The sequence below is a fragment of the Desulforapulum autotrophicum HRM2 genome (assembly GCF_000020365.1).
Taxonomy (GTDB): domain Bacteria; phylum Desulfobacterota; class Desulfobacteria; order Desulfobacterales; family Desulfobacteraceae; genus Desulforapulum; species Desulforapulum autotrophicum.
The window spans coordinates 2,969,220-2,992,589 of record NC_012108.1 but is presented as its reverse complement, the minus strand read 5'-3'; the positions used below and the strand labels follow the sequence as shown (position 1 = coordinate 2,992,589).

The following is a 23,370-nucleotide window of genomic DNA, read 5'->3' as shown; positions in this document are numbered from 1 at the left end:
TTCCTTCAATGTTTTCGGCTCACTTATATTTCCAGCAAAAATCTGGCTTGATTTTGGAAAGCCGCTGCTGTCAAGCATTAGGGCCAGCGTCACCAGGAGGCAATCAGACCGTTTTTCAGACATATTTTGATTTTTTCAGCCTGTTTGTAAAACAGCTACATTTTTTTACTTCTCAAAAGCAATCTTTATTTTTACCCCAAAAACGCTATACTTAACCCATTAAGAACACAACATGTTGTGTTCTTAATGGGTTAAGTTCACATTTCAGATTTATAAATTTTTCTTATATCTTTCTTGACAAAAAGCGAGTTTTTATCCTCATCCTTTCCAGTTTGTCCAGAAAATAGTCCATGACAATATTCACCAGTATTATGAAGCGTATCTTCCCATGAACCACGAAAAAACCCTGTAAAACCTGACCGATTTTGAAAAAATCATTGAGGCCATGAAAATCAGGGACGCTGAGGCTGCGGCCCACATTATCCGGGATCATGTGGAGCGGTTCAGTAAAAAAATGCAGCAAAAAATCAAGGGCCAGGACAAGGCCTAATTCTGTTTTCGGCAGGCCTCGTAGTGCCGGACAGCCGATCTTACCCCATTGATCAAGCTCACATTGCCACAGCAGAAATACTTGATAAAATAATCTTCTTTTAAGCCAAGGGTTTTAAAAATTTCTTTTTCCGGCACCCCTTTTTTCCACAATTCAATGGTGCTGCCGTAGAGGGTTTCCAAAAAATTCAGTTTGGTTTGAAGATGCTCCCGGCCCCTGCTTTCCCTGGGATTATGGCTGCATAAAAGCATATGAAAATCCAATGCCAGGACCTTTTTCAAGGAATCAATCTGGGTGCCCATATCCTCATCTGCCCTGAAATAGCGGATCCTGTCCCCCAGATACAGATCCCCGGAAAACACCACTCCCTTTTCCGGCAGATAATAGACCAGGTGGTCCAGGGAATGACCCGGGGTGTGAATGGGTATCATCCTGCCCAGGCTGGTTTCCAAGAATTCAGGCAAAGGGCTCACCTCCACAGGCGTGGTTGTCCCCCAGACATAGTGCTGGTAGGGCAGGATTTTATAGGGTTTTTTCAATTTTTCTCTGGTCAACCCATGGCCGAAAATTTCGGCGCCCAAGGCGTTGTGAATCAAGGCCCCATTGCCGGAATGGTCTTCGTGATGGTGGGTTAAAAAGACCCGGTCCACCCGATGTCGCCGGGCAATGGCAAGAGATTCCCCTGCCATGCGGGACTGGCCCGTGTCAATCATGACCCGGTCAAACACATAGAAAAAAACCGCCATCAGGGGAGGTCCTGCCAGAGACCAGCCCAGGGTGAATCCTTTGATGCCGTGGTCAAATTCATAGCGTTTGCAGACTCTCATGGGGGAGGTATCGTTCCTTTTCGATAGAAAAAAATCACATTTTCTGTTAAGTATTTCAAAAGGGCAAGGTATTTTTTTCTTTCGCTTTTAATTTGTCTTGAACCAGTGCATGAAGTATGCTAGCCTCAATTGAATTTCAAAAAAAATATCCAGACAAGAAATAAATTACTTTCTATTCACATGACGATTTAAATGGGAGCACCATCTTATGCACTGCCCCCAGTGTGGGTTTGAAAATATCGAGGGAATACACTTTTGTGGCAAATGTGGAGAAAAGCTGGGAATTGTTTGCCCTGACTGCCGCTTTTACAATTCTTTTGAATTCAAGTTCTGTGGCAATTGCGGTCTCAAAATTACGGATGGCGATGAGCTGAAAAAAGATCCAAAATCTACCAAAAGCCAGAGAAAGCATGTGACGGTTTTTTTTACCGACCTGTCCGGCTATACCGCCATGACTGAGCGCTTAGACCCGGAAGAGGTCAGAACCATTTTAAACCAGATTTTTAAAAAAATTTCAGTCATTATTGAAAAATTTGATGGGTTTATTGAAAGATATATTGGCGATTCAGTGATGGCTGTTTTTGGAATCCCCAAAGCCCACGAGGATGACCCTGTCAGGGCAATCAGTGCTGCCATGGAAATTCATCATGCCATAAAATCGATGAACCCTTGGATTCATGATAAAACAGGTCATCGAATTTTAATGCACACCGGCATCAATACAGGTCTTGTGGTCACCGGAGAAGTGAATTTAAAAAATGGCTCCCACGGGTTGACCGGACTCAACATCAATATCGCATCCCGCCTTGAAAGTCTTTCCCAGGATGATGAAATTCTGGTTGGGCCGAAAACCTACAAATTGACCAATCAATTTTTTAATTTTCAATCCCTTAAGCCGGTTCCTGTCAAAGGGAAAAAAGGATCTCTACCTGTTTACAAAATCCTGTCCAAAAAAGAAAAAAACCTGGAATTTCATAAAAAAACAGAAACTTCATTTTTAGGTAGAGATAAAGAAATTTCCATCTTAAATGCTCTATGGGATCAAATTGTCCGCCAGGGTATCGGCAATATCGTATCCATCGTGGGTGATCCGGGTATTGGCAAGTCGCGATTGGTTGAAGAATACAAAAAACAATTGGTCCGTGCCGATATATTATGGATAGAAAGCCGATCCTCCTACTATCTTCAGAAAACAAGCTATGGGACTTTTCTGGAAATATTAAAAAATTACGCAGACATTAAAGCTTCTGATGATGACATCAAAGGATGGAATAAGCTTGAAGAGAAATTAACCCTTTTGTTTCCCGACGAAGTTTCTGACACCTTACCTTACCTGGCAACCCTGTTGTCCTTAAAAATAAATGGAAATCTATCCAGCAAAATTCGATTCATTGATGGAGATGCACTAAAAACTCAGATATACAGAGCCTTTTATCTTTTTTTAATGAGACTTGCCCATGAGCAGCCATTGGTGCTTGAATTTGAAGATTTTCATTGGGCCGATCAATCATCCGTTAATCTTTTGGAACACCTTATCCCCCTTGTCCGTCAATCTCCCTTGTTAATAATGCTCATCAGCAGAAACACAAAAAGCAGTCCTGCATCAAAATTAAAAACAGGGATTCAAAAAGAGCATCATGATTATTTCACTGAAATTCTGCTGAGCCCCCTCTCAAAAGAGGATATCCTTGATCTGGCCTGTAAAAACATGAATCTTGATCCCATGTCTTCGGAATTGCGGGGATTGATCCATCGCAAGTGTGAAGGCAACCCATTGTATCTGGAAGAACTTGTACGGACCCTTAATACCAATGATTTCATCATCAAAAATGAGGCAACCGGACAGTACACCATACGACCCCTGGCGGGCAAAGTATTCATCCCGGATACCTTGAGGGGGATCGTAGAATCCAGTATTGACCGGCTGGATGAAGAGATGAAAGATCTCCTTAAAATCGCCTCTGTCATTGGCAGAAATTTTCTTTATTGTATCTTGGAAGCCATTGAAGAGAGCCGCCATCAATTGGATACCAATCTGTCCATACTTGTCGCTGAAAACATGATAAAGGAAAAAAGTGAAAATCCTGTGCGGGAGTATTTTTTTTACCATGATTTAATACGGGATGCTGCCTATGAAACCATCCTGTTAAAACATCGAGGGAACCTGCATCGCAAGGTTGGAGAAGCCATTGAAAACATTTTTTATGACCAGATAGAAAGATTTTACGGCCTGCTTTCCTACCATTTTGCAAAAGGGTCTCAATGGAATAAAGCCCAGGAATACCTGATAAAAGCCGGAGACCAGGCCAACCGCATTGCCGGAGATTCAGAAGCTTTGTCCCATTATAAAAAAGCCATGTCCGCCCATGAAAAAATAGTCGGAAGCAAACTTGATGATTTTGAAAAGGCGGTTTATCACCGCAGATTAGGAGAAATCTATTTTCGGCGCGGGGAGCATGACAAGGCCCTGGTATCCCTTAAGCATGCGTTCAAATTATTAGGCGTATCCTACCCCTTTGGCAAATGGGAAACAAGGATCGCAATTTTAAATCAGTTTGCAAAACAGGCCATAAAAAGGTTTTTTTTTATTTTCAATAAAAAATTTACCTATGCCAAATTAAAACCCATTGACCAAGAAATTATTAAAATTTTTGAAACCATGGCCTGGATTGATGTTTATATTAATCAAGAACGTCTTGCTTTTGATGTCGTCTCAGCCTTAAATCATGCTGAACAAATAAGTTCTCTTTCCGCAGCAGTCCAAGGTTACTCAGGAGTGGGATTCTTGTTCGATACAATGGGGTTTCCATTCATTGCTCAAAAATATCATGACTTAGCAATGAGGCTGATTAAAACTGTAGAGGAAGATTTGATTACCGCTACAGCCTATCATTGCTTGGGATACCATTTGGTTTTTCAGGGAAAATGGGAAGACGCATTGGCTTCCTATAAAAAATCAGCAGACCAATTTCAAAATATCGGCCATCTGAAAAAATGGGGCAATGCTAAAATGATGATGAGCGTTATACTTGCCAATCAAGGTCGATTTGCCCAGAGCCTTGAAATTTGTACGAAAATTGCCCAATTAGGTTTAGAAAGCGGAGATCACCAATTGAGAGGGCATGCACTTCATGGAGCTGGCTTTAATCAAATTTCTAAAGGCCCTTTGGACGAGGCTGTCATTAATCTCCAAGAAGCCATCAAGTTATTAAAATCTATTCCGGATTATTATGCATTAGCAGCCTCTTACACAGATCTTGCCAGATGTTATCTTTACGATGAAGATTTTGCGACCGCCTATTCCATGTTAAAAAAAACTGAAGCCATGATCGCCCAAAAAGGGATCCGTGGTTTCATGATCAGCCTGTTCTATAATGCTTTGGCAGAAACCTACTTGACTATCTTTGAAAAATCCATTGAAATCAGGGGGAAAGTTACGATTGGAGTAGTAAAAAAATACATTCTTAAAACAATTAAACAGGCAAAACATTTTAAATGCGGTCAACCCAAAGCATTAAGACTCAATGGGGCGTTTTTCTGGTTAAAAGGAAATCCTAAAAAGGCCCATCAATTTTGGAAAAAAGGTCTTGATCTTTGCCAGGAGTTGGGAAGCCGGAATGAAGAAGGGCTCATATATTCTGATATGGGCAAGCGACTCAATGATGTCCAATATCTGCAAAAGGCCCAGGAGATATTCATTGAAACAGGAGCCAGATTGGATTTGGCCCATGTAGAGAAGGCCATTGAGAACTTAAAATAATTTTGCTTTTCAAAATTACTGTCCTTTTCAATGTGAACTATGGAAAGATTTATGCCCAACTGACCGAATCTATAACCCCTTTGAATTATGTAAAGAATCCTGACCCTGAGGACCAGGGTTTCTACGTCAGGCTAAATATAAGGGACTCAGAAACAAATAATTCCTCAATCTTGCTTGTCTTTCAGCTCGTCTTCTGCGTTGCATCAAAGGGCACATATTTCAATATGCTCCCTTTGATACGCCTTGAATACGAGCTGAAATCCTGCACCATATTTGTGGAATTATTTACATCTGAGCCCCTATGTTAAGATGCGAATACTCTAACGCCTACCCCCCAAATCGTTCGCAAAATACTATAACGCTATGATTAGGGCAGCCCGCCGCAAATACCCCGCCAAATAGAAAATAAATCATACCCCGCTTACCCCGCCGCTTTTACGACAAAATCAATTTTTAGGACTATATTTTCATCCAGATTTAAATTTGGAGAAAATATAATGGCAAAAAGTTCAAGTGGAAAACGCCCCTGCTGTATTTGCCGCAAATGGTTTAAGCCGGATGTCCGCCAAAAAGGACGACAGACGACATGCGGAAGGTCTGCCTGCAAAACTGAACAGCACCGAAGAAACTGTCAAAAATGGAACAAAAAAAACGGTGAATATTTTAAAAATAACTATCTGGGTAAAAAATTAGAAAAGATTGAGGAAGAATCTTCTAAGGAATTTAAATCCAGCATACCTCCCCATGAACACCCCCCGCCCAACTGCCTGGCAAAGCCCGTATTGCCATATGAAATTTTAGAAAACGAGTATGGAACAAGAAATATGATCGTCATCCAATATGTAGCTTGGCAAATACTGAATCAGTCATACGATTCAAAAACTGCGTTCAGATAGGGGGGGGTGTTTATGGATAAAAACCTCGACTAATAGAATCGGAGTTTCAAGACGCATCATAGGCTTAACCAACTGTAATTCATTGATATCCCAACAAAGTAATCGACTTAGGGTTTTAAGACACATCATTAACCTAAACCTCTGAAAACAAAGGAGATACGAACGGACTAATACCTAAAGGCGTTTAAGACACAACAGACAAGGATGGGGCTATTATAGTAGTTTAAAAATAGGATTTTTTACACCTTGCCTTGAGTTTAAGGCAAAGTTCCTTGATAACCCCGACAAATGTGAGGACCCATGCCAAAAAAATTTTCATCCCAAGAGTTGTTTGAATTAAGAAATTTTATCCCTGTGGAAATGTTGATAAGGGAGCAACTGGAAATGCCGTCAAAAATCAGTGAAGGCTTTTTCCGTTTTCTATGCCCGATCTGTAATGAATTCCAGACAGCCATAAACCCAGCCACCAACCTGGCCCGGTGCTTTCGATGTGAAAGAAACTTCAACACCATTGATCTTGTGATGACAGTTCAAAGAATCGGTTTTAAAGAGAGCGTTCTGTTCTTAAAACGCCTGATGGGCAAAGTTCCGGATCAGAACAAAGATGCCAGACAGGGGTTGCAAAATCTTGTCGGAGGCATCGGCCAGACCATGCCGGGAGGATTAGGATAATGGAACAGGATCGGTTGACCCGTCTGGAGAATCTTATTGCCCGTAATCAGGGTCGTTTCCATGAAATAGGCAAAGCTCTGAAAGAGATAAAAGATACCCGGCTGTATAAACTCAATCTTTTCAGTAGCTTTGAAACTTATGCCAGAGTACGCTGGGATATGGGCAGAGCCCAAGCCTATCGCCTGATAGAATCCTATAAGGTTATCAGCAATTTGTCTCCAATTGGAGACATTCTCCCCAGCAATGAATCCCAGGTGCGCCCCCTGGCCCCATTGGGTCCCATCGAACAGCGTAAAATATGGAAGGCGTTTTTAAAAACCGCCATGGAGATAACCGCACCAAACATCAAACAGTTCATTGATTCCGCAAAAAAAAACGACACCGGCAGTAAAGACGAACCTGTGGATTTAACCGATCAGGTCAGCAAAGCCTATATGGATGCTGTTCAGGTAATGCTTGACCAGGTTCAACTGGCCCAACAGGATCACTGGCAAAAGACATCACGCCAGGCTGGGCTGCTGTGGAACCGGGTCATTCGGGAAAGAATCTTGTCAAAGGAGAACGACAATGGACACGGATAACCTGAAGGTCATACCTAATCTGACGCTTGATGACCGTTTCAATCTTCTGCTCCATAAAAAGATCATGAACAAAAAAGGCTCAGCCAAACGAGCAAGTAAAAAATATTACAAAGATCAATATCAAAAAACCGGCATTATTCCGGGGCCACTCCTACTTGTGGAAAAGAAAGTCATGGAAGGCCGCAAATGCAGTGGACGTCCCCGCTCTTTCTCCGAACAGGTCCGCAGACGTTTTATAGAAATGGTAAAAGAGTCGTGTGATCCATCAAGCCAACAGTTCATCTTTATTACCCATAAGGCAAGAACCATTAAAAATTATCACCACTGGCTTGAAAAAGAGTTCAAAAAAAAAATCTCCATCCATGCCCTCAGGCACTGTGTCTACCGTGAAAACCTCAAATCATATTTAAACAAACCAGATTTCGAGGACGATGTCCCGGTCCAAAACAGTTTTAAACCAGAGCCGGTGTTTGACCTGATTCAGATGGATGGCTGTGTTTTTAGATATTTTAAGATCAGAAACGACAAGGGTCATTGGCAAAAGCCCCAAGTCATAGAATTTTATGATACGGGCTCTCGTTATATGTTTATCCTGGATGCGTATTTTTCCGAAAGCAGTTGGAACTCCGTGAACCTGTTCACCAAATTTTTACTGGCCAGGCCATTTCCCCAAAAGAAGATTCGTATCCGGCCCGATAATGCCAAGGGTTTTTTGAATCTTAAGCGCCCCATCAACGACTTGAATTTGAAACATTCCACCCCGAACGGGTTTTATATGGAACCTGATTTCTCAAGGATACATGCTCCCAAGGATAAGGCCCACCTGGAATCATCCCACCGCAGCCTTCATAATTTTGAAATCCGAATCATCAAAGCGTTTGAAAAAAGGATCGTAAAGACAGAGCCCGGGTATATCTTCAAAAAAGGAAAACAAGAAAAAATCACCGTTACCCTCCTTGACATAAATTTGGATGAGTTAAAAACAAGCTCACTTATGGAGGAATATCGCCATGAACACAACTGCACACGCCACTATTTCTCTGAAAAAGGAAAAGTCAATGCCTGGGTGCCGGATAAAAAGCTTACAGACTTTTTTGAAACATTTACCAGCACACTGACCTTTTGTCCTGATCAGGTTAAGGAGCACATGAAATATGGATTTAGGAAAACAAAAGCCACGGTATCAAAGCAGAAGACCATCAGATTTGAAAATCAGGATTACTATGTGACCATGGGTGCAGACAAGTTCAGCTCCCATAAAAGTACACCCGTTCAGATATCCAGATACAATGACAAGCTTTTCCTTTTTGAGCCCAGGGAGGATGGTATTTTTTGGGGAGAAGCCCTTGCCCGGAAGCCCTTTGAAAAGCCGTTAAAAGTATTGACCATATTGCCGGAAAAAAATGAACTGGACCAGATCATCGACTTTTTGGAGCACAACAGCATGGTCGTCGATCGACCCCTCCTGATCAAAAATTATGAAAAAGGTCTTTCCATGCCCATGGCAAAGCAAATCCTTCAGCATAACCAGAAAAGATACACCACCTATATAAAAAAGATGCAGCAACCCACGAATATAAAAGGGGCAGTGCTGTTCAATGCCTTTATTCTCGATTGTGAAAGCCATTATCGAAAAATCCATGTGGCACCGTATGCTTTCTCTGGAGAGGTCTAAGATGAAACGAAAAGAAGATTTTATAAATGACAAACGCCGCATTTCTTATCTGGGGGCCACATATAACCGAATCTATCGTAGGCAGAGCGTCTTGATCGAGGGTGATTACGGCGTGGGTAAAACCCGTTTCTTGAAATTGCTGCAACCGAAAAAACTTCATGCCGTCTGGGTGGAGTCACTGTTCAACATACATGAAACCCTGGCATCGATTTTAAAAGAGCTAAATTACGACACAACCGCCACCTACCGGCGAACCCCTCAATATTTAAAAATGATATGCAGTCTGTCCAACTGCTTTATTTTAATCGACGAGGCAAACGATCTCGATCCCCGGGTCTGGCCCTACCTCAAAAGGGTCATTGATGCCGGTGTTCCCATTGTATTTGCAGGATTACCAAAGGTGAGGACATTTTTAACCCGCGAGCATCCAGATATCCTCAGCCGCTTGAAAACGCTTATTTTATACCCGATTGTGGTAGAAGATTTCATTGTCGAGTACAAAGATATTGAACAGGAGGCCATTGAACAGATTTATATGACGACCAAAGGCGATATGAGAAAATTCAGAGAAATTTGTACAGACTGCAGGGACAGAGCAAAGGAGTTGAAATACACCTTTGTCGACCTCAATCTGGCCTTGGAATTTCTCTCTGACCTTCCTCCTCAATAACGAACATAAGGCACATGGAAAAATTTCACCAAGAAATAATGTGAGGCCAGAAAGGACTGATTTTGCTGTTCTAAAACTTTAGATCGTCCAGATTAGATACCTCGGACAAGATAATTAAATCAGGATAGACCATTACGCTTTTTTAGCGAATGGTCTATTTTTGTTTACAACTTCTCAAACTTCATTGACTGATTTTTGAAATACACATTCCGTGCAACACTGCTATAAAATAGCATTAACCTACTGTAAAAAATGATATTTATTTGAAGCGTTAGAGTATTTTGCGAAAACACGATTAGGGCCAATGCTATGCAAGTAGCTGATTATAAATGTTATTGAGGCCTTTTTTATAAAAACAGGGCAGATAAAAAGCGTTAGAGTATTTGCATCTTATCACCCCTAACGACCGGTCAAAAAAAAGAGATTTAAAATAATGCCTGTTATCGTAGTTGCCTTTGCTTTGTTCTTGATAATTGTTTGATTGGGATGGGCACCATTGTGATAAATCGCGCAGTTGTTGGGACAGGATTTGTGATCGCAGCCAGTGCTGTTGTGTTCGAACAAACTATTATACCGCCATATTCCCTTGTTACTGGTTCGCCAGGCAAGGTAAAAAAGAGATATGAAAACAGAGATGAAATTGAGCAATTTTTGAAAAAAATGTCTGATCACTATGTGAAAAGTGCCCAGAATTTCAGTACTGGGGATCTGTTTTATCAAATTGAATCCGTGCCCCAATAGACTGGGAAAGGGGAAATCATGGAAAAAAGTGAAGAGAAGAGAAGACGGGGGCGAAAAATTACTATCCCCATGGGAATAGGGATCGCATATTTACAGAAGGATGGCGATACCCCCGGTTGTTTGGTAGGTCAGAGAAACCCTGTCCACTTTATCGATCTGCTTAACAAAAGTGATGAAGGGATCTGTTTGCGTATTACACACAGTATAACCCTTGAAGAAGCTTTTATAATGCAATTCTATGACCGCAATGAACAAAAATGGCACCTATGCCGGTGTGTAGGAAAATGGATAAATCAGGACAAGGCAGATCCGGATTTTTTTTTAATGGGGTGTGCGTATCAAAGGTTGGGTGATAAAAATATCGAAAGCTCAGGGGACACCTTCAACGAGAACGCTTCCCCCATAGATTACGAGTTTCTCAAAGTGACCCGGTTTTTTAAGACCATTGATCGAGGCGGATTGTGTCCGCTTCTTAATGCCATGACGTTTCAGCGGGTCCCAGCTGGAAAGAAAATAATAAAACAGGGTGAACAGGGCGATGCCTGTTTTATTATCCAAAAGGGAATCTGTACAGTTTACATTGAACGTGGATGTGAAAAATATCAGATAGCCCGCATAAAGAAAGGAAATATCGTCGGAGAGATGGCCATCCTTACTGGAGAAGTAAGAAGTGCCAGTGTTGAAGCGGAAACAGACATGGAATTCTGGCGAATCTCCCGGGATCAGTTCGACGATATAAGTGGAAAATATCCAGATGTAAGAAATTTTTTGACTGAACTGGTTACGGAGCGTTTCAGTTCAAGAAAAAGAACGGCAAAACGAGAAATAGGCAAGTATGTGATTACGGATATTATTGGGAAAGGGGGGTATGCAATGGTGTATGGCGGCCTGCACCAAGATCTGAATATGGCCGTGGCTGTTAAAATGATGAACCACAATATGGCCATGAATGAAAATTTTCTAAAAAAATTTAGAAATGAAGCACGGCTTATTGCACAATTTAACCACCGGAACATAGTCAGGGTCTATGATATTGAAGAACGCTTTCGAACTATTTTTATCATCATGGAGTTTCTTCAGGGAATGTCCCTTTATGAAGAATTATCAGACGTGTCAAAACTGCCTTACCCCAAAATAGTTGATTATCTTATTCAAATCAGTTCAGGATTAGCCTATGCCCATGAAAGAGGTGTGGTGCATCAGGATATCAAACCGGCCAACATCTTTATCCAACACGGTGATCAGGTTAAAATTCTCGATTTTGGCGTGGCTTGCCCCATTGCAACGGAAAACACTGATTTCCTGGGGACCCCCTATTATATGTCTCCGGAACAGATCGAGATGGAATCCGTTGATGAACGATCCGACATCTATTCCCTTGGTCTATTGGCCTATGAAATGGTCACGGGTCAACGGCCTTACCCTGACGATGACCTTGTCAGGCTGGAAGAGCTGCATGTTACAGAGGATATTCCTGATCCAAGGAATTCTGACCCTGATATCCCGGAAGAATTGAGGCAGTTTATCCTCAAGGCCTGTTCCCGGGACAGGGAAAAAAGATACCGGAACATCCAAGAAGTCCTGGCGCAGATTCAGCCGTTAAAGGAGAAGTACGGCCCTGGCAAAAAAGACATTTCCAGGGGAAAAAGAAAAATGACATCTCTTATTCTTTTTTCTAATGAAGCGGATCAGCTGGCGTTGAATCGGTTGCTGGAGGAGTTCAGCTTAAAAGCCCAGGCACTTGGCATCACCCTGAAAGCCGCGGATTTTTCGGATATCTGAAGTGTTTTTTTGTTGAGCCATTTCATGACAGACGACCCCGGTCAGGCCGATTTGTTTCAGCAGAGAGACCCGCTTGTGTTTTAAACCTGAATCATCCGGCGATTTTTCAATCAAAGAACAAAGCCATTTAGCGTCTCCTGGGATTCCCCGAAAATGGAGGGGGTGTCCAGATTGATCCTTGGCCTGTCCGAGGCAAAAAGGAAATCGGCCTTAACTTGTGTTCGACAGTTGTAGGTAAAAAAAATATTCGAAATAGAACTCTGGAACGAATTGAAAAAGAACTAACCGCCTTTGAAAAACAGTCAGGGAAAGCACAGCTCAAAACAAAATATGCCCTTATGCCCCATAGATCCATGGGCAGGTATCTCAAGGAGTTTAAGTCAGGCAAGCTGAAAGTGGACAGGAGTAAGGTAAAGCGTGAAGCAAAGCTGAGAACCAACTGTTTCTCAGCGTAAAATACTTAAAGAATTGAAAATAGCTCCTCCTCAAAAGATAAAATCCATCTGATATAACCCCTAATTTTGTAGGCACTACGTCAATATGAATGGATAGCTGTATCCCTTGACTGGCGCGGGTTTTGAGATTCTGTGTGTCTACCGCTGTCGAACACAAGTTTAATAGTTCTAAATATTTTCTGCTGAGGTCATATTTCAGGGCTTTAATAATTTTCCATACCTTTCTTGACAAAAAACGTCTTTGTATCCTACTCTTCTGAAAACCACAAATTTTGTTGTAACTCTGGACACTATTTGCAGACTCCAGAACCAGCTCCTCCCATAGATTTTAACCAACATATAGTCCCCATAGCAACTCGGCTAATTTGGAATTATAGCCGTAATACCACTAATAATTTTAATTTAGATAAGGAGGCGATATGATTAAACGATTTTTAGTAGGTCTGCTGGTCATTACCGGTATGGTCTTTTTCGGACAAGGACAGTCCATAGCTTTAAACCTGGCCGATATCGAAACGCCCTCAGAGAAAGCAATACAGGATTTTGAGCCGGTAGAGGTTCTTGTCAGCTTTCAGGAGGGTGCGAATCCAGATACGTTCGAAGCCTGGCTGAATGGTCAAAATATCACCGACAGGTTTACAGCCACGGAAAACGGAATGAAAGCTCAACTTACGCGTGCCGATGGCCTGCGAACATTAGATGAAGGCGAGAATGGATCTATTAAAGGAAAAGGCAGGAATTTTCTTAATACATACGTGGGTGGGGCAGGCCATAAGAAAGATCGTGACCGGGTAAAGTTTTATGTTAAAACCGGCATGGTTGAAACGGTTCAGGATGACAAAGGTGTTTGGTTTATTACTGGGTCGGACCAGGTCAGCCTGTACTATATTTTTGAGGCTATGGGATATGCTGTGGCTGCTGACCGCCTCTGGCAGATGGAGACCTATCGCCGACAAGGTCGGGGCACCTTAGCCGAAATTTTCGGGCCGGACCAGCTGCCGACAGATGTTTTTATACGTACGATCGGATATTCCGATGAAGAGCTGACCCAGGGATTTCTAAATCTTGAACCGGATGTTCAGAAAGTTGTAAAGGGCTATATCGCCGGGATCAATCGGCGAATAAATGAAATTCGGAATGATCCGTCACTGCTGCCTTTTGAATTTGCTGCATTAGGTGCCAAACTGGGGACGACCTTTATTCCTGCCGACTGGACCCATGGGGATGTACTGTCCTGGATTGCCATGCTGTTGCGCAATTTTGACCCTGAAGCGCTGGATACCGGCCAGATGGACAACGCGGCCCTGTACCAAAACATGGTCGCACAATTTGGAGCCTCGGGATCGGCCATGTTTCAGGATTTACGCTGGACCAATGATCCAGAGGCACAGACCTATATTGTCGGTGGATTAACAGCAGCCGGTGCTGTCGTCCCGGAGGATGTCGACAACGATGATGATTTCAGCGAAGTGGCTGAACAAATGAAAGCGCGATGCCGGGATTTTAAAGAAAAACTAAAAAAAATTAAGGCCCATGTGAAAATGGGAAGCTATGCATGGGTTGTTTCCGGGGATAAAACCGAATCCGGGAATCCGATTCTATATTCCGGACCTCAAATGGGATTTTCTGTTCCGTCAATTGTGATGGAAGGGTCGCTTCAAGCGGGGGGTATCGATGTTTCCGGTATGTCCGTGCCCGGTATCCCCGTTATTATCATCGGTCGTACACCCCATCATGCCTGGTCAATGCAGGTAGGACATTCCCACACGACAGACTATTACCTGGAAAGTCCTGATTCAGTCTTTCTTCATCGGTATGAAACCATCAAGGTGGCAGGACAGAACGATGTGATCCTGCCGGTATTTCGAACATCCCATGGCCCGGTTGTAAATCCGATGCCGTTTGATCCGACAACCTATGAATCTGATCCTGCGAATCCCATTGTTGCCTGGAAGTACGTTCATTGGGGGTATGAATTCGATACCATTGGGGGCTTTTTGAAACTTGGCAAAGCAACCAGCATGGATGAATTCGGGGCGGCGATCGAAAACGTTGGGGTCAGCCAGCATTTCTGTTATGCTGACCGGGACGGCAACATCGCCTATTGGATGTCTGGCCGTGATCCGTTGCGTCCGGCAGGGGAATGGCGTCTGCCGCAAGGGGCAGCGGGCATCCCCCTGGAATGGGATGCCGATGTGTTGATTCAGCGATCCACGGATCGAAATGCCGCCCGTGGGTTCTATGGTGGATGGAACAACAAAACCAATCCCGACTACGCCAGCGGCTTTAACGATCCCGGGACTGCTTACGGCCCTTTCCACAGAAGTCATGTCATATATGACTATTTTGAAGAAACCATTTCTTCACCGGACGGTAGACTCAGTTTTGAAAATTTGCGTGATCTGGCCTTGAATATCGCAACGACAGATTCATTTGGCAGCGGCGGGAACCCCTGGAAATTCGTGGCCAATGATTTTATTGCTGCCGTGTCCGACTCGGAAAGTGATGAAGACCGGCAGGCTGCCCTGGATTTGATGTCTGACTGGGACGGCCATTTTGTTTCCGGTGGACCAGACTTTTGGGCCTGGGGGATGGACCGGGCCGATGCCTGGGTCCTCATGGATGTTTGGATTCGAAAGGTGATCAATATGACCTTTGCGGACGAACTTGCGGTTGATGATGGTTCCGGCAATATGGTGCTGAAGGAAAGCAAGCAAATTCTGTTTAATGTGCTGCTCCATGGTCTGGCAGGGTCTGAATCCGGAATCGTTAACAATTATTACTGGTTTCAAAATGTTGATTCCGGCGCGCCGCAAGCCGCTGATGCCATCATTGTGGCCGCACTGGATTTCGCGCTGGCAGAACTGGGGTCCCGTCCATGGGGTGTCGGTGCTCGAGGTCTCATCGAATACAATCATTTGATGCTTGAAACAGTGCACACGATGCCGTTTTCATCCAGGTCTACCTACGCCCAATGTGTGGAATACGGGGCAGACGGACCTGTTCGTATCGAGAGCATGTTTCCGCTTGGAGAATCAGGAGATATCCGGGTGGGGGCAGGCGGAGCGCCGGTGTATGATCCGAATTTTTTCAGCATGACACCGGTATTTGACGGATTTACCCATCGTCCGTTTCCTCTTTTCGACAAGTAAATAAATTCAAGAGTAATCTTTATAAAGGCCGCCCCGGCTATTTTCGGCTGGGGCGGCCTTTTTAATGAACTCCGACAGCATTCATTAAAATTGATGTTCGTGAATCGAACACTTGACTTGCCTTCTCATGGGGGGATCGTTCCGCCCATGACAAGCCACCTTCCCGTCACTGATACCCGACCGGATCAATCAGACCGGCCTGGCAATTGGAAGAGACGGAGTCCGCTTGCAAAAGCAGGGTGGAAAGATTTGACCGGGACGTAATGTCACCCTGAAGGTTGATCCAGAGCTCAGTGATCATACCCTTACTGCATTTGACGTTGACTTTGTCTCCGGCTCCAGGGCCAAAAGCTTCATTAAATTTGGCCTTGATGTCAGATACACGGATGGTTTTACCGATATTTTCAGCAAAAAAATCCCTGACAACCGAAGAATTGATCTGTTCGGTCAGCATTATGGACTCCACAAAATATTCTTCCGGCGTGGGTGAGTAGCAGGTGCCATGTTTTATCCATTCATGGAGGTGAAGGTAAGAAGCCACCCCGGGCATTACCTCAATCAGGTCTTCAAAAGTGGCAGGTGAAATATCCGGTTGGGGAAGCTGCGCCCATATATTCCGGCTGTCGAGATTTTTATTCACATTGCTGACATTACAATAAATGTTAGATTCCGGCTGAGGCCATAATCCGTGAAGCGTAAAGTGGCTTGCATCATAGCGGTTTGTATCCTGGGTTTCACATTCGGCTTTTAACGGGTGATTTTGGCAGAATGCCGGCTGCCAGCTGATGGCCAACAGATATTCGGGTAAAGAAGAATCAGGATTGGATGAAGACCCTGTGTTAATCCCTGATTTTTTACAATCCGTTATAATAAAACCACAGGATGCAGACACCCAGCGCTCTTTTGGATCGGCATTCTTTACCCGAATCCGGTAATGGGAGGCTTCCACTTTGTTTTTGCCGATCAATTCATATGCCATGTCCGGTGTTAGTCCGATATTCCCGGGATTTGTGCCTTTTTTGAACGACTGCAGGGCCGGGCAATTTTCAGTGGCAATAAAATAACCGGTCAGCGAAATCTGAGGCCAGCTGTTTACCGTCACAACGAGTGACAGCCAAAGCGATACCGCTATCAATTTTGTCCAGTATTTCATGAGGGTTCTCCTTTAATAGGGTAAATCAGTCAAGCCGTTGTTTTATCGCCGTCTAAAAAATAAGCGATTTGAATTCACGACCCAGGGCATCCCGTTTTTGTCGACAGATATTTGTACCGCACCACCATCAATTTTCTTCCATTTCATTCCGTTCCATACCGTTTATTATCACCTTTTTCACAGTACCGTAAAAGATCGTGCTGGTAAGCAGCAGTATCTGAACGGATCCTCACCTTTTCCACATTGCTCGGAAGACAGTCCAAGGCTTCCTTAAAAACCCTTAACTGTTCATAACCAGCGGGCACGTTACCGTCCCGGAATTTTGTGTGAAGAACAATTCCTTGCTCAAACCACCATGTGGTGAAAGGCTGGAAAGCCTTAAACCCTTTATAACAATGGGAAGCTGTCTCTTTCATGGTTTGAGCCAGGGTGGCATCCATGTCCAAGGTGGCCGTGGCCTCGATGTTTACTGTATTCAAGCCAGCGATCATATCTTTATTACTCTTTCCAAAACCCTTCATCCGCCTCCAGTATCTTTAAATCATCAACACAGTATCCTCCGGCGAGATTGAGCAGCACCAAAGACAAAACTATCTGGGAATCAGTCCAGCCTTGCGAGTTTTTTCTTACTTTCAAATGTTTTTGGATTGATTTGGACAACCCGATTACTTTGGCCAAGTCGAGATAGACGGGCAGGCCAGCCAATGCGGTCATGCCGGTCTGAGTTTTTTCTTCTTCATACTTGAATAGAAGCACGCCTTGTGTCATAACTTGTCTCACCTCGTTGATGATAGTTTTTTGTTGGCACAAAGACTCTATCTGCTTGAACCATCAAGCGCAACGGGGTTTTTCTTTTTTTTTAGGTGTGGATTAGGGGTTCCAGTCGCATTTATGTCATACCGATGAGACCGGCATCAATTTAAACAGTGTCAGGCGCTGGCTGCATTGCACATCCAATGCGCTCTGGACCCATTTTTTCCCCCATGAAAAAAGAGGTAGCGAGGCCATGGATGAAATAGGGATTCTTACCCAGTTTAAAGGCATTCTCTGCCACGATCACTGGAAACCATATTTGAATTATGATTGTCTGCAGGCCCTTTGCAATGCACATCACTTAAGAGAGTTGGAGCGGGCATGGGAACAGGATAATCAGACATGGGCCAGGGGGGCTCTTTTGACAGGCCTTCCAAAGATCTGATCGAAACCCTTGACCGGTTTTTCCAGGGGGGAGGTGAACAGGACCCATACCCATGATGGTTTGACGCCCCTGGTGTTGAATGGTCTTTCAGAATTTCCCAACGTTCTCCAACTTGTGAAAACTTGGACAACCCTGGGTTGGTTAAAACCCCTATTTTTGCTAACCTAAAATTGACCCCCCTGGAGGGGAATTTCTAACCGAAAAGTGACCCCCCACAAAATCGCTTTCCAGTGCTATAAGGGTCTGATTATTGATCTATCAGACTGGAGAGGTAACAGGAGGATGTTAAAGGTGTCACAATATGACTATATCCGGACAGCACACAGGATTTATGGCAAATCAATTAAGTAGATATCGAGAGAGACTGGCCACTCACGGAACACCATCAGGAGAGCGTTTAAAAAAAGAGCATGGGTATGCAGGAGGATTTTCAACTGTTTGCCGTTATGTCCGTGAAGCGAAGCTGCGAATAGGCATCGGTAAACAACGGGCTTTCATTCCCCTTGAAATTGATAATACGGGGGAAGCGGAGGTGGATTGGGGTACAACCCATATCATTCTTGACGGGATCCAGACCAAGATAAAATTATCTATTTATCGATTTTACGCCTCCTGTGACTTACCCGTTTTGACTATTTCACGTACCCCTCATCCATTAATCTCTCATCACCCAATGAACTCTGAGCCGCACCATTGGCAAGCTCATCGGCCCTTTCATTAAGGGCGTTTGCTGGTCGGTTTCCAGGTCTCTGAGTTCAGCCTGATAGGCCAGCGCCAAAATGGTCACGTTTTCCTTTTGGAGAAGCTGCTTAATATGCTGACAAACATGAAAATGCCACCGCAAAAGATAAGCAGGAGTGTCAAACCTGTAGCGTTCATCAAAGGTTTAAACAAGAATATTATATCTCCAAAAATCTCAGGATTAAACCTAATGTGTAAAAATCCTTTAAACTGAAATTTCTATGATCTTCAAGTGTCAAGGAAGGTCTGACAATTAAGGGTTGTCACGAAAAGATGCTTCGCTTTAATTGTGTGATCTGAGGTACCAATTTTCCTTGATATGCAGCGAAATAAGCAGTGGTCCAAGGGGATCACAGACCCAATCCTGTGCCCCCCTTTTCCCACTGCTTTACATTTTGTTATTTACCTGAGAATAATTCACACCAACACAACAGGCCCAGAACTAACGCCATAATGGCAGCCATCTTCAAGCCATACAGAATTTGTTCAGATAAAGTGTAAGTTTTTGGAGAATAATCAATTCCCGGTTTCAAGAGAGGGTTTTTGCTTTCTTCTTTAGGGTCTGATGACTTATAATTTTTCTTAACCATAGAATCTCCTAAGCACGAAGCCCGAAGATCTGCCAATTCATACAATAGAAATGGATTGGGAACCGATCACGAGATTCCTGCGACAATAATTTTTCACCAGTACATCCGAATCCAGCATAGAAACAATGCAGAGAAATTTCGGGCTGAATTATATTTGTTGGTCAGATTACTAAGGAATGAAGGGAAGGAGGCGCCCGAATGGGAATTATCGAACAGTCTGTCAAATTGATGACATCAGAACTGTCGTTGGGAGGAGAGGAAAAATAATTATCACTAAAAACAATGTAAGCCGGTCTGTAAAATACGGCGAATAAGTCATAAAAACTATTCAACCGGGTTCGTTCTCTGACCTCGATTGGAACAGAAGATGCCGCTGTTAAACAGGCAAAAAACCTCTGTTCTGAGTCAGTAACAGAGTTGTCCAAGCCACCCGTCCATTGTGATCCGTTAGGAGTCAACGACATATTAAGTATCAGCAGGCAAGCCAGTATAGCCCAGGAACAGTATTTAGAGAAATTGGTCAACATAATTTATGCTGCTACAATCTTTCAGCCCTTTCTAAATAAAATTGGATTTAGATTTTTTTGTTTTTTGAACCCTGAACCGTTTTTTCAAGGGTATTAAATATTCTATCATGAGGTTCTGTTATTATCAATTATCTTTTTGGGGGGATGATCTTTCTCTGGAAAAGCAGACACATTTTCCACTCGTATGTGGATAAAATATAAAAGCCCACAAGCTTGTGGAAACCTGGACAACCCAGGGGTGGTACCCTGGACGGCCCGTGCTCGTCATCCGTAACGATTGATATATCCACATTGTGTTTAAGGGTGGATAGGTGTTCGGCAGAGATCCCGGAGATATTATTATTGTTGATGTCGGTCCAGGAGTTTATTGCGTTTTTCCACAGTCCGAATTCTGTTTCTGCACCACAGTCAGGTATGGAATGAAAGGTATTGTTAAGCATCTTGTTTCTTATTTTATCGATTTTTTATTAAAAATATGGCATCTTTTGCACCGCCTTGAAAAGAACTGAAACTTTTTTGAGAATATTTCCAGAGATTAAGGAAGTATTTTGAAAAAGTCTCAACCAGTCAATAAGGAAAATCACATGGAAGATAAAAAAACAATTCATATCATTGGGTGCGGCGTCCTGGCACCGGATATAAAGCATATTGCCCAAAAAGAGGGCCTTAACGTAAAAATGAATTTTCTCCCTGGTGGATTGCACAATTCACCAGATGAGCTTCGCCGACGACTCCAGGAAGCCATTGAACAATCTGCCTCAGATCCCCTGTGCAGTCGCATTGTGGTGGGATATGGGGTATGCGGTATGGGATCCGTCGGCATTCGTGCCCCCCGTGTGCCCCTGGTCTTTGCCCGGGTACACGATTGTATTGCCCTTTTCATGGGCAGTGATCGGGCTTATAAACGTGAATTTGAAAAATATCCGGGTACCTTCTACATCTCTGCTGGATGGTATAAGGAAAAAGAAGTCCCCAAAGAAAAAAAGTCTGAAAAAATATGGGTGGGAACGGAGTCCATGGGGTGTCAGGATTTAAAAGACCAGTACGGAGAAGAGGGTGGTGGTAAAATTATTGATTTTTTTAGTTCCTGGCACCACAATTATAAACGGGCCGCTTTTATTGACACGGGGGTTGGTACCTCAGAAAAATCTGCCGAATATGCCTGGGAAATGGCGGAAAAATATAATTGGAAATATGAACGTATTCAAGGGGATCTCTCTTTGATGACCCGGTTGCTCACCCAGGAGACCTCCGACGGGGAGATTGTCATTGTTCCTCCGGGCCATGTCACTATTTTTTCAGCCCAGGCAAATGGTCTTGATTTTGCGCCAGACAGTGACAGCACTCTTTCCGGGGGAGGGGAACCCCGTCACCTGGTGTATGATGAGGAGAACAATCATGGCCTCTCCATCCACTATGGTCTGGGTATTGATGCCGGGGGAACTTACACCGATGTCTCTGTATATGATTTTAATGATAAAAAGATAGTTGATAAAAACAAGGCCTTGACCACCAAATGGGATTTTTCCATTGGCATTGACGAGGTCTTGTCCGGCATTGATCCAGATGTGCTTTCCAAGGTGGAGTTGGTGTCTGTTTCCACCACCCTTGCCACCAACGCCATTGTGGAGGGGGAGGGGCAGAAGACGGGCCTGATTCTCATGGTCAGTGGCGGTCATGTGTCAGATGAGCTTATTTCCCATACCCCACGATGTAATGTAAAGGGGCAGATCAACATCAGCGGCAATGAAGTTGAACCCGTGGATGAGGATGAAATTCGCAATGCGGTGCGTCATATGCTGGAGAAAGAGGGTGTTACCGCCTTTGCCGTATCCGGATTTGCCGGGGCCATAAATCCTGACCATGAACTGGCGGTGAAACGGATTATCAATGAGGAAACAGGGCTGGTGGCCTGTTGTGGTCATGAGCTTTCCGATCTGCTCAATTTTGTGGTCCGGGCCCAGACAGCGGTGCTCAATGCCCGTATTATTCCCCGGATGATTAAATTTTTCCGAGAACTGGGTGATGTTTTAAAAAAACGGGGTATTCACGCACCGATGATGGTGGTCAAGGGGGATGGTACCCTTATGTCGGCTGCCATGGCCAAAGAGCGTCCCGTGGAAACCATATTATCCGGTCCGGCGGCCAGTGTGGCCGGTGCCAGGCTTCTCACCGGTTTAGAAGAGGCCATGGTCGTGGACATGGGCGGCACCACAACGGATACGGCAGATATCTGTGAAGGGCTTGTGGATGTTTGCGAAAGTGGTGCCAATGTGGGGGGCTTTGTCACCCATGTCAAGGCCCTGGATATGCGTACGGTGGGACTGGGAGGGGACAGCCTTATTCGGTGGAACCAGAATGAATTTGTCATTGGACCCCGCCGGGTGGGCCCCATTGTATGGGCCCATGCCGCACATCCCCAGGGGGTTAAACCTGCCTTGCAGTACATGGAAAGCCATAGACTTTCCATGCTTTCCCAAACCCTTCTGGTGGCCATGGAAGGAAAAATTTCCTTTGTGCCCACCCCGCAAGAGCAAAAGGTATATGATCTGCTTAGAAAACGGCCCCATACACCGGAAGAGCTGTTACCCCATCTTAAAATACTGGCAGTACAATTTCTTCCCCTGGAACGGCTGGAGGAGAGTGGGCTGGTACAGCGATGCGGTTTAACCCCCACGGATCTTCTGCACGTAAAAGGCGAATTCACCAAATGGGATGCGGAACCCGCCCATTTCATGGTAAATATCATGTCATTTTTTTCAAAAAAACCAAAAAAAGAGTTGATTGACACCCTTCTAAATCAAATGGAAATAGATCTTGCCCTGGAGCTTTTGAAAAAACAGATGGCCCGGGATTTTGCCATGGATGAGATGGAAAATACGCCGGTATTTAAACAATTAATGGAACAGATTGTGAACCCGGGAAACAGTCGTTATGCCATCTCTGCCAGGTTTAATCATCCGATCATCGGCATTGGTGCGCCAGTGCATTATTTTCTACCCCAGGCCGGTAAACGGGTCAACGCCCAGGTGATTATTCCCGAAGATGCCGATGTTGCCAATGCTGTGGGTGCAATCACCAGTCATATCATGATCAAGCGCAAACTCTCCATAAAGACGAATAGTTTTGGACGCTTTGTTGTGGAGGGCGTGGCCGGAAATAAACAGTTCATCAGTATTGGCCAGGCTGAAACCTGGGCCGTTGAATATCTTAAAGATCATGTCCAGGAGCTGGGGCGATGCGCCGGCACCAGCTGTAAAACCGTTGCCATGGACATTGAGGACCAGGTGGTAAATACCAGTGGCGGTATTCCACTTTTTCTGGGTCGAACCATTGTGGCGACCCTTTCGGGTCGTCCGGATATGGTGTTGTGAGCGCTTTAATATAAACCGGCATGGCC

Annotated in this window: 17 protein-coding genes and 3 pseudogenes; 14 read left to right on the top strand and 6 right to left on the bottom strand. The window is 44.1% G+C overall.

Going from position 1 to position 23,370, the window contains the following annotated elements; all coding sequences use genetic code 11:
- Positions 1-546: 546 nt before the first annotated feature.
- A complete protein-coding gene (locus HRM2_RS13005) occupies positions 547-1,377 on the bottom strand; it encodes an MBL fold metallo-hydrolase (protein WP_015904476.1) in 831 nt (276 codons plus the stop codon).
- A gap of 208 nt (positions 1,378-1,585) precedes the next feature.
- Between HRM2_RS13005 and HRM2_RS28340 the strand changes: the two are divergent.
- Positions 1,586-2,932: pseudogene (locus HRM2_RS28340) on the top strand (adenylate/guanylate cyclase domain-containing protein); the annotation flags it as partial.
- Positions 2,933-3,049: 117 nt separating this feature from the next.
- Here the strand turns inward: HRM2_RS28340 and HRM2_RS27680 are convergent.
- The gene (locus HRM2_RS27680) at positions 3,050-3,397 is read right to left on the bottom strand and encodes a hypothetical protein (protein ID WP_232364020.1); all 348 of its coding nucleotides are present in this window, start codon (positions 3,395-3,397) and stop codon (positions 3,050-3,052) included.
- Here HRM2_RS27680 and HRM2_RS27675 point away from each other — a divergent pair.
- The 10 genes from HRM2_RS27675 to HRM2_RS12945 all read left to right on the top strand — a co-directional run bounded on the left by HRM2_RS27675 (position 3,371) and on the right by HRM2_RS12945 (position 15,761).
- Positions 3,371-5,137 carry a tetratricopeptide repeat protein gene (locus tag HRM2_RS27675; RefSeq protein ID WP_232364019.1) on the top strand — a complete coding sequence of 589 codons (1,767 nt, stop codon included), beginning with the start codon at positions 3,371-3,373 and terminating at the stop codon, positions 5,135-5,137. The two genes, HRM2_RS27680 and HRM2_RS27675, sit on opposite strands and share 27 nt — an antisense overlap.
- 497 nt (positions 5,138-5,634) lie before the next feature.
- On the top strand, positions 5,635-6,033 hold the full coding sequence (locus HRM2_RS12985) for a hypothetical protein (RefSeq protein WP_012663014.1): 399 nt from the start codon (positions 5,635-5,637) through the stop codon (positions 6,031-6,033).
- A gap of 300 nt (positions 6,034-6,333) precedes the next feature.
- Positions 6,334-6,705, top strand: a complete 372-nt coding sequence (locus HRM2_RS12980; protein WP_015904473.1) for a CHC2 zinc finger domain-containing protein — start codon at positions 6,334-6,336, stop codon at positions 6,703-6,705.
- Positions 6,705-7,286 (top strand): hypothetical protein, encoded by a 582-nt coding sequence (locus tag HRM2_RS12975; RefSeq protein WP_015904472.1) that lies wholly within the window; start codon positions 6,705-6,707, stop codon positions 7,284-7,286. Before HRM2_RS12980 ends, HRM2_RS12975 begins: the two co-directional genes overlap by 1 nt.
- Positions 7,273-8,961, top strand: a complete 1,689-nt coding sequence (locus HRM2_RS12970; protein WP_015904471.1) for an integrase — start codon at positions 7,273-7,275, stop codon at positions 8,959-8,961. The genes HRM2_RS12975 and HRM2_RS12970 overlap by 14 nt, the downstream gene beginning before the upstream one ends.
- A 1-nt stretch (position 8,962) precedes the next feature.
- Positions 8,963-9,631 carry an ATP-binding protein gene (locus tag HRM2_RS12965; protein ID WP_041273257.1) on the top strand — a complete coding sequence of 223 codons (669 nt, stop codon included), beginning with the start codon at positions 8,963-8,965 and terminating at the stop codon, positions 9,629-9,631.
- A 486-nt stretch (positions 9,632-10,117) separates the two neighbouring features.
- Entirely contained in the window at positions 10,118-10,372 is a 255-nt protein-coding gene (locus tag HRM2_RS12960; RefSeq protein ID WP_015904469.1) for an LbetaH domain-containing protein, read from the top strand.
- Between the two features lie 345 nt (positions 10,373-10,717).
- Positions 10,718-12,154: a protein kinase domain-containing protein gene (locus HRM2_RS12955; protein WP_232364018.1), complete on the top strand. Its 1,437-nt coding sequence runs from the start codon at positions 10,718-10,720 to the stop codon at positions 12,152-12,154.
- 215 nt (positions 12,155-12,369) lie between these two features.
- Positions 12,370-12,609, top strand: coding sequence for a hypothetical protein (locus HRM2_RS12950; RefSeq protein ID WP_015904467.1), 240 nt, complete (start codon positions 12,370-12,372; stop codon positions 12,607-12,609).
- 419 nt (positions 12,610-13,028) lie between these two features.
- Positions 13,029-15,761 (top strand): penicillin acylase family protein, encoded by a 2,733-nt coding sequence (locus HRM2_RS12945; protein WP_015904466.1) that lies wholly within the window; start codon positions 13,029-13,031, stop codon positions 15,759-15,761.
- 166 nt (positions 15,762-15,927) lie between these two features.
- On the opposite strand, the gene HRM2_RS12940 is transcribed toward HRM2_RS12945, so the two are convergent.
- Positions 15,928-16,914 carry a ribonuclease T2 family protein gene (locus HRM2_RS12940; RefSeq protein ID WP_015904465.1) on the bottom strand — a complete coding sequence of 329 codons (987 nt, stop codon included), beginning with the start codon at positions 16,912-16,914 and terminating at the stop codon, positions 15,928-15,930.
- A gap of 152 nt (positions 16,915-17,066) precedes the next feature.
- A pseudogene (locus tag HRM2_RS26060) lies at positions 17,067-17,682 on the bottom strand (IS1380 family transposase); the annotation flags it as partial.
- 112 nt (positions 17,683-17,794) lie between these two features.
- Between HRM2_RS26060 and HRM2_RS26055 the strand changes: the two are divergent.
- Positions 17,795-18,079, top strand: a pseudogene (locus HRM2_RS26055) (IS66 family transposase); the annotation flags it as partial.
- Between the two features lie 334 nt (positions 18,080-18,413).
- Positions 18,414-18,833 carry a hypothetical protein gene (locus tag HRM2_RS26620; protein WP_015904460.1) on the top strand — a complete coding sequence of 140 codons (420 nt, stop codon included), beginning with the start codon at positions 18,414-18,416 and terminating at the stop codon, positions 18,831-18,833.
- Positions 18,834-19,251: 418 nt separating this feature from the next.
- Here the strand turns inward: HRM2_RS26620 and HRM2_RS12920 are convergent, their stop codons facing one another.
- Positions 19,252-19,443, bottom strand: a complete 192-nt coding sequence (locus tag HRM2_RS12920) for a hypothetical protein (RefSeq protein ID WP_041273254.1) — start codon at positions 19,441-19,443, stop codon at positions 19,252-19,254.
- Between the two features lie 655 nt (positions 19,444-20,098).
- A complete protein-coding gene (locus HRM2_RS12915; protein ID WP_015904458.1) occupies positions 20,099-20,410 on the bottom strand; it encodes a hypothetical protein in 312 nt (103 codons plus the stop codon).
- Between the two features lie 144 nt (positions 20,411-20,554).
- Here HRM2_RS12915 and HRM2_RS12910 point away from each other — a divergent pair, with 144 nt between their 5' ends.
- Positions 20,555-23,344, top strand: a complete 2,790-nt coding sequence (locus HRM2_RS12910) for a DUF1638 domain-containing protein (protein WP_015904457.1) — start codon at positions 20,555-20,557, stop codon at positions 23,342-23,344.
- Positions 23,345-23,370 lie beyond the last annotated feature (26 nt).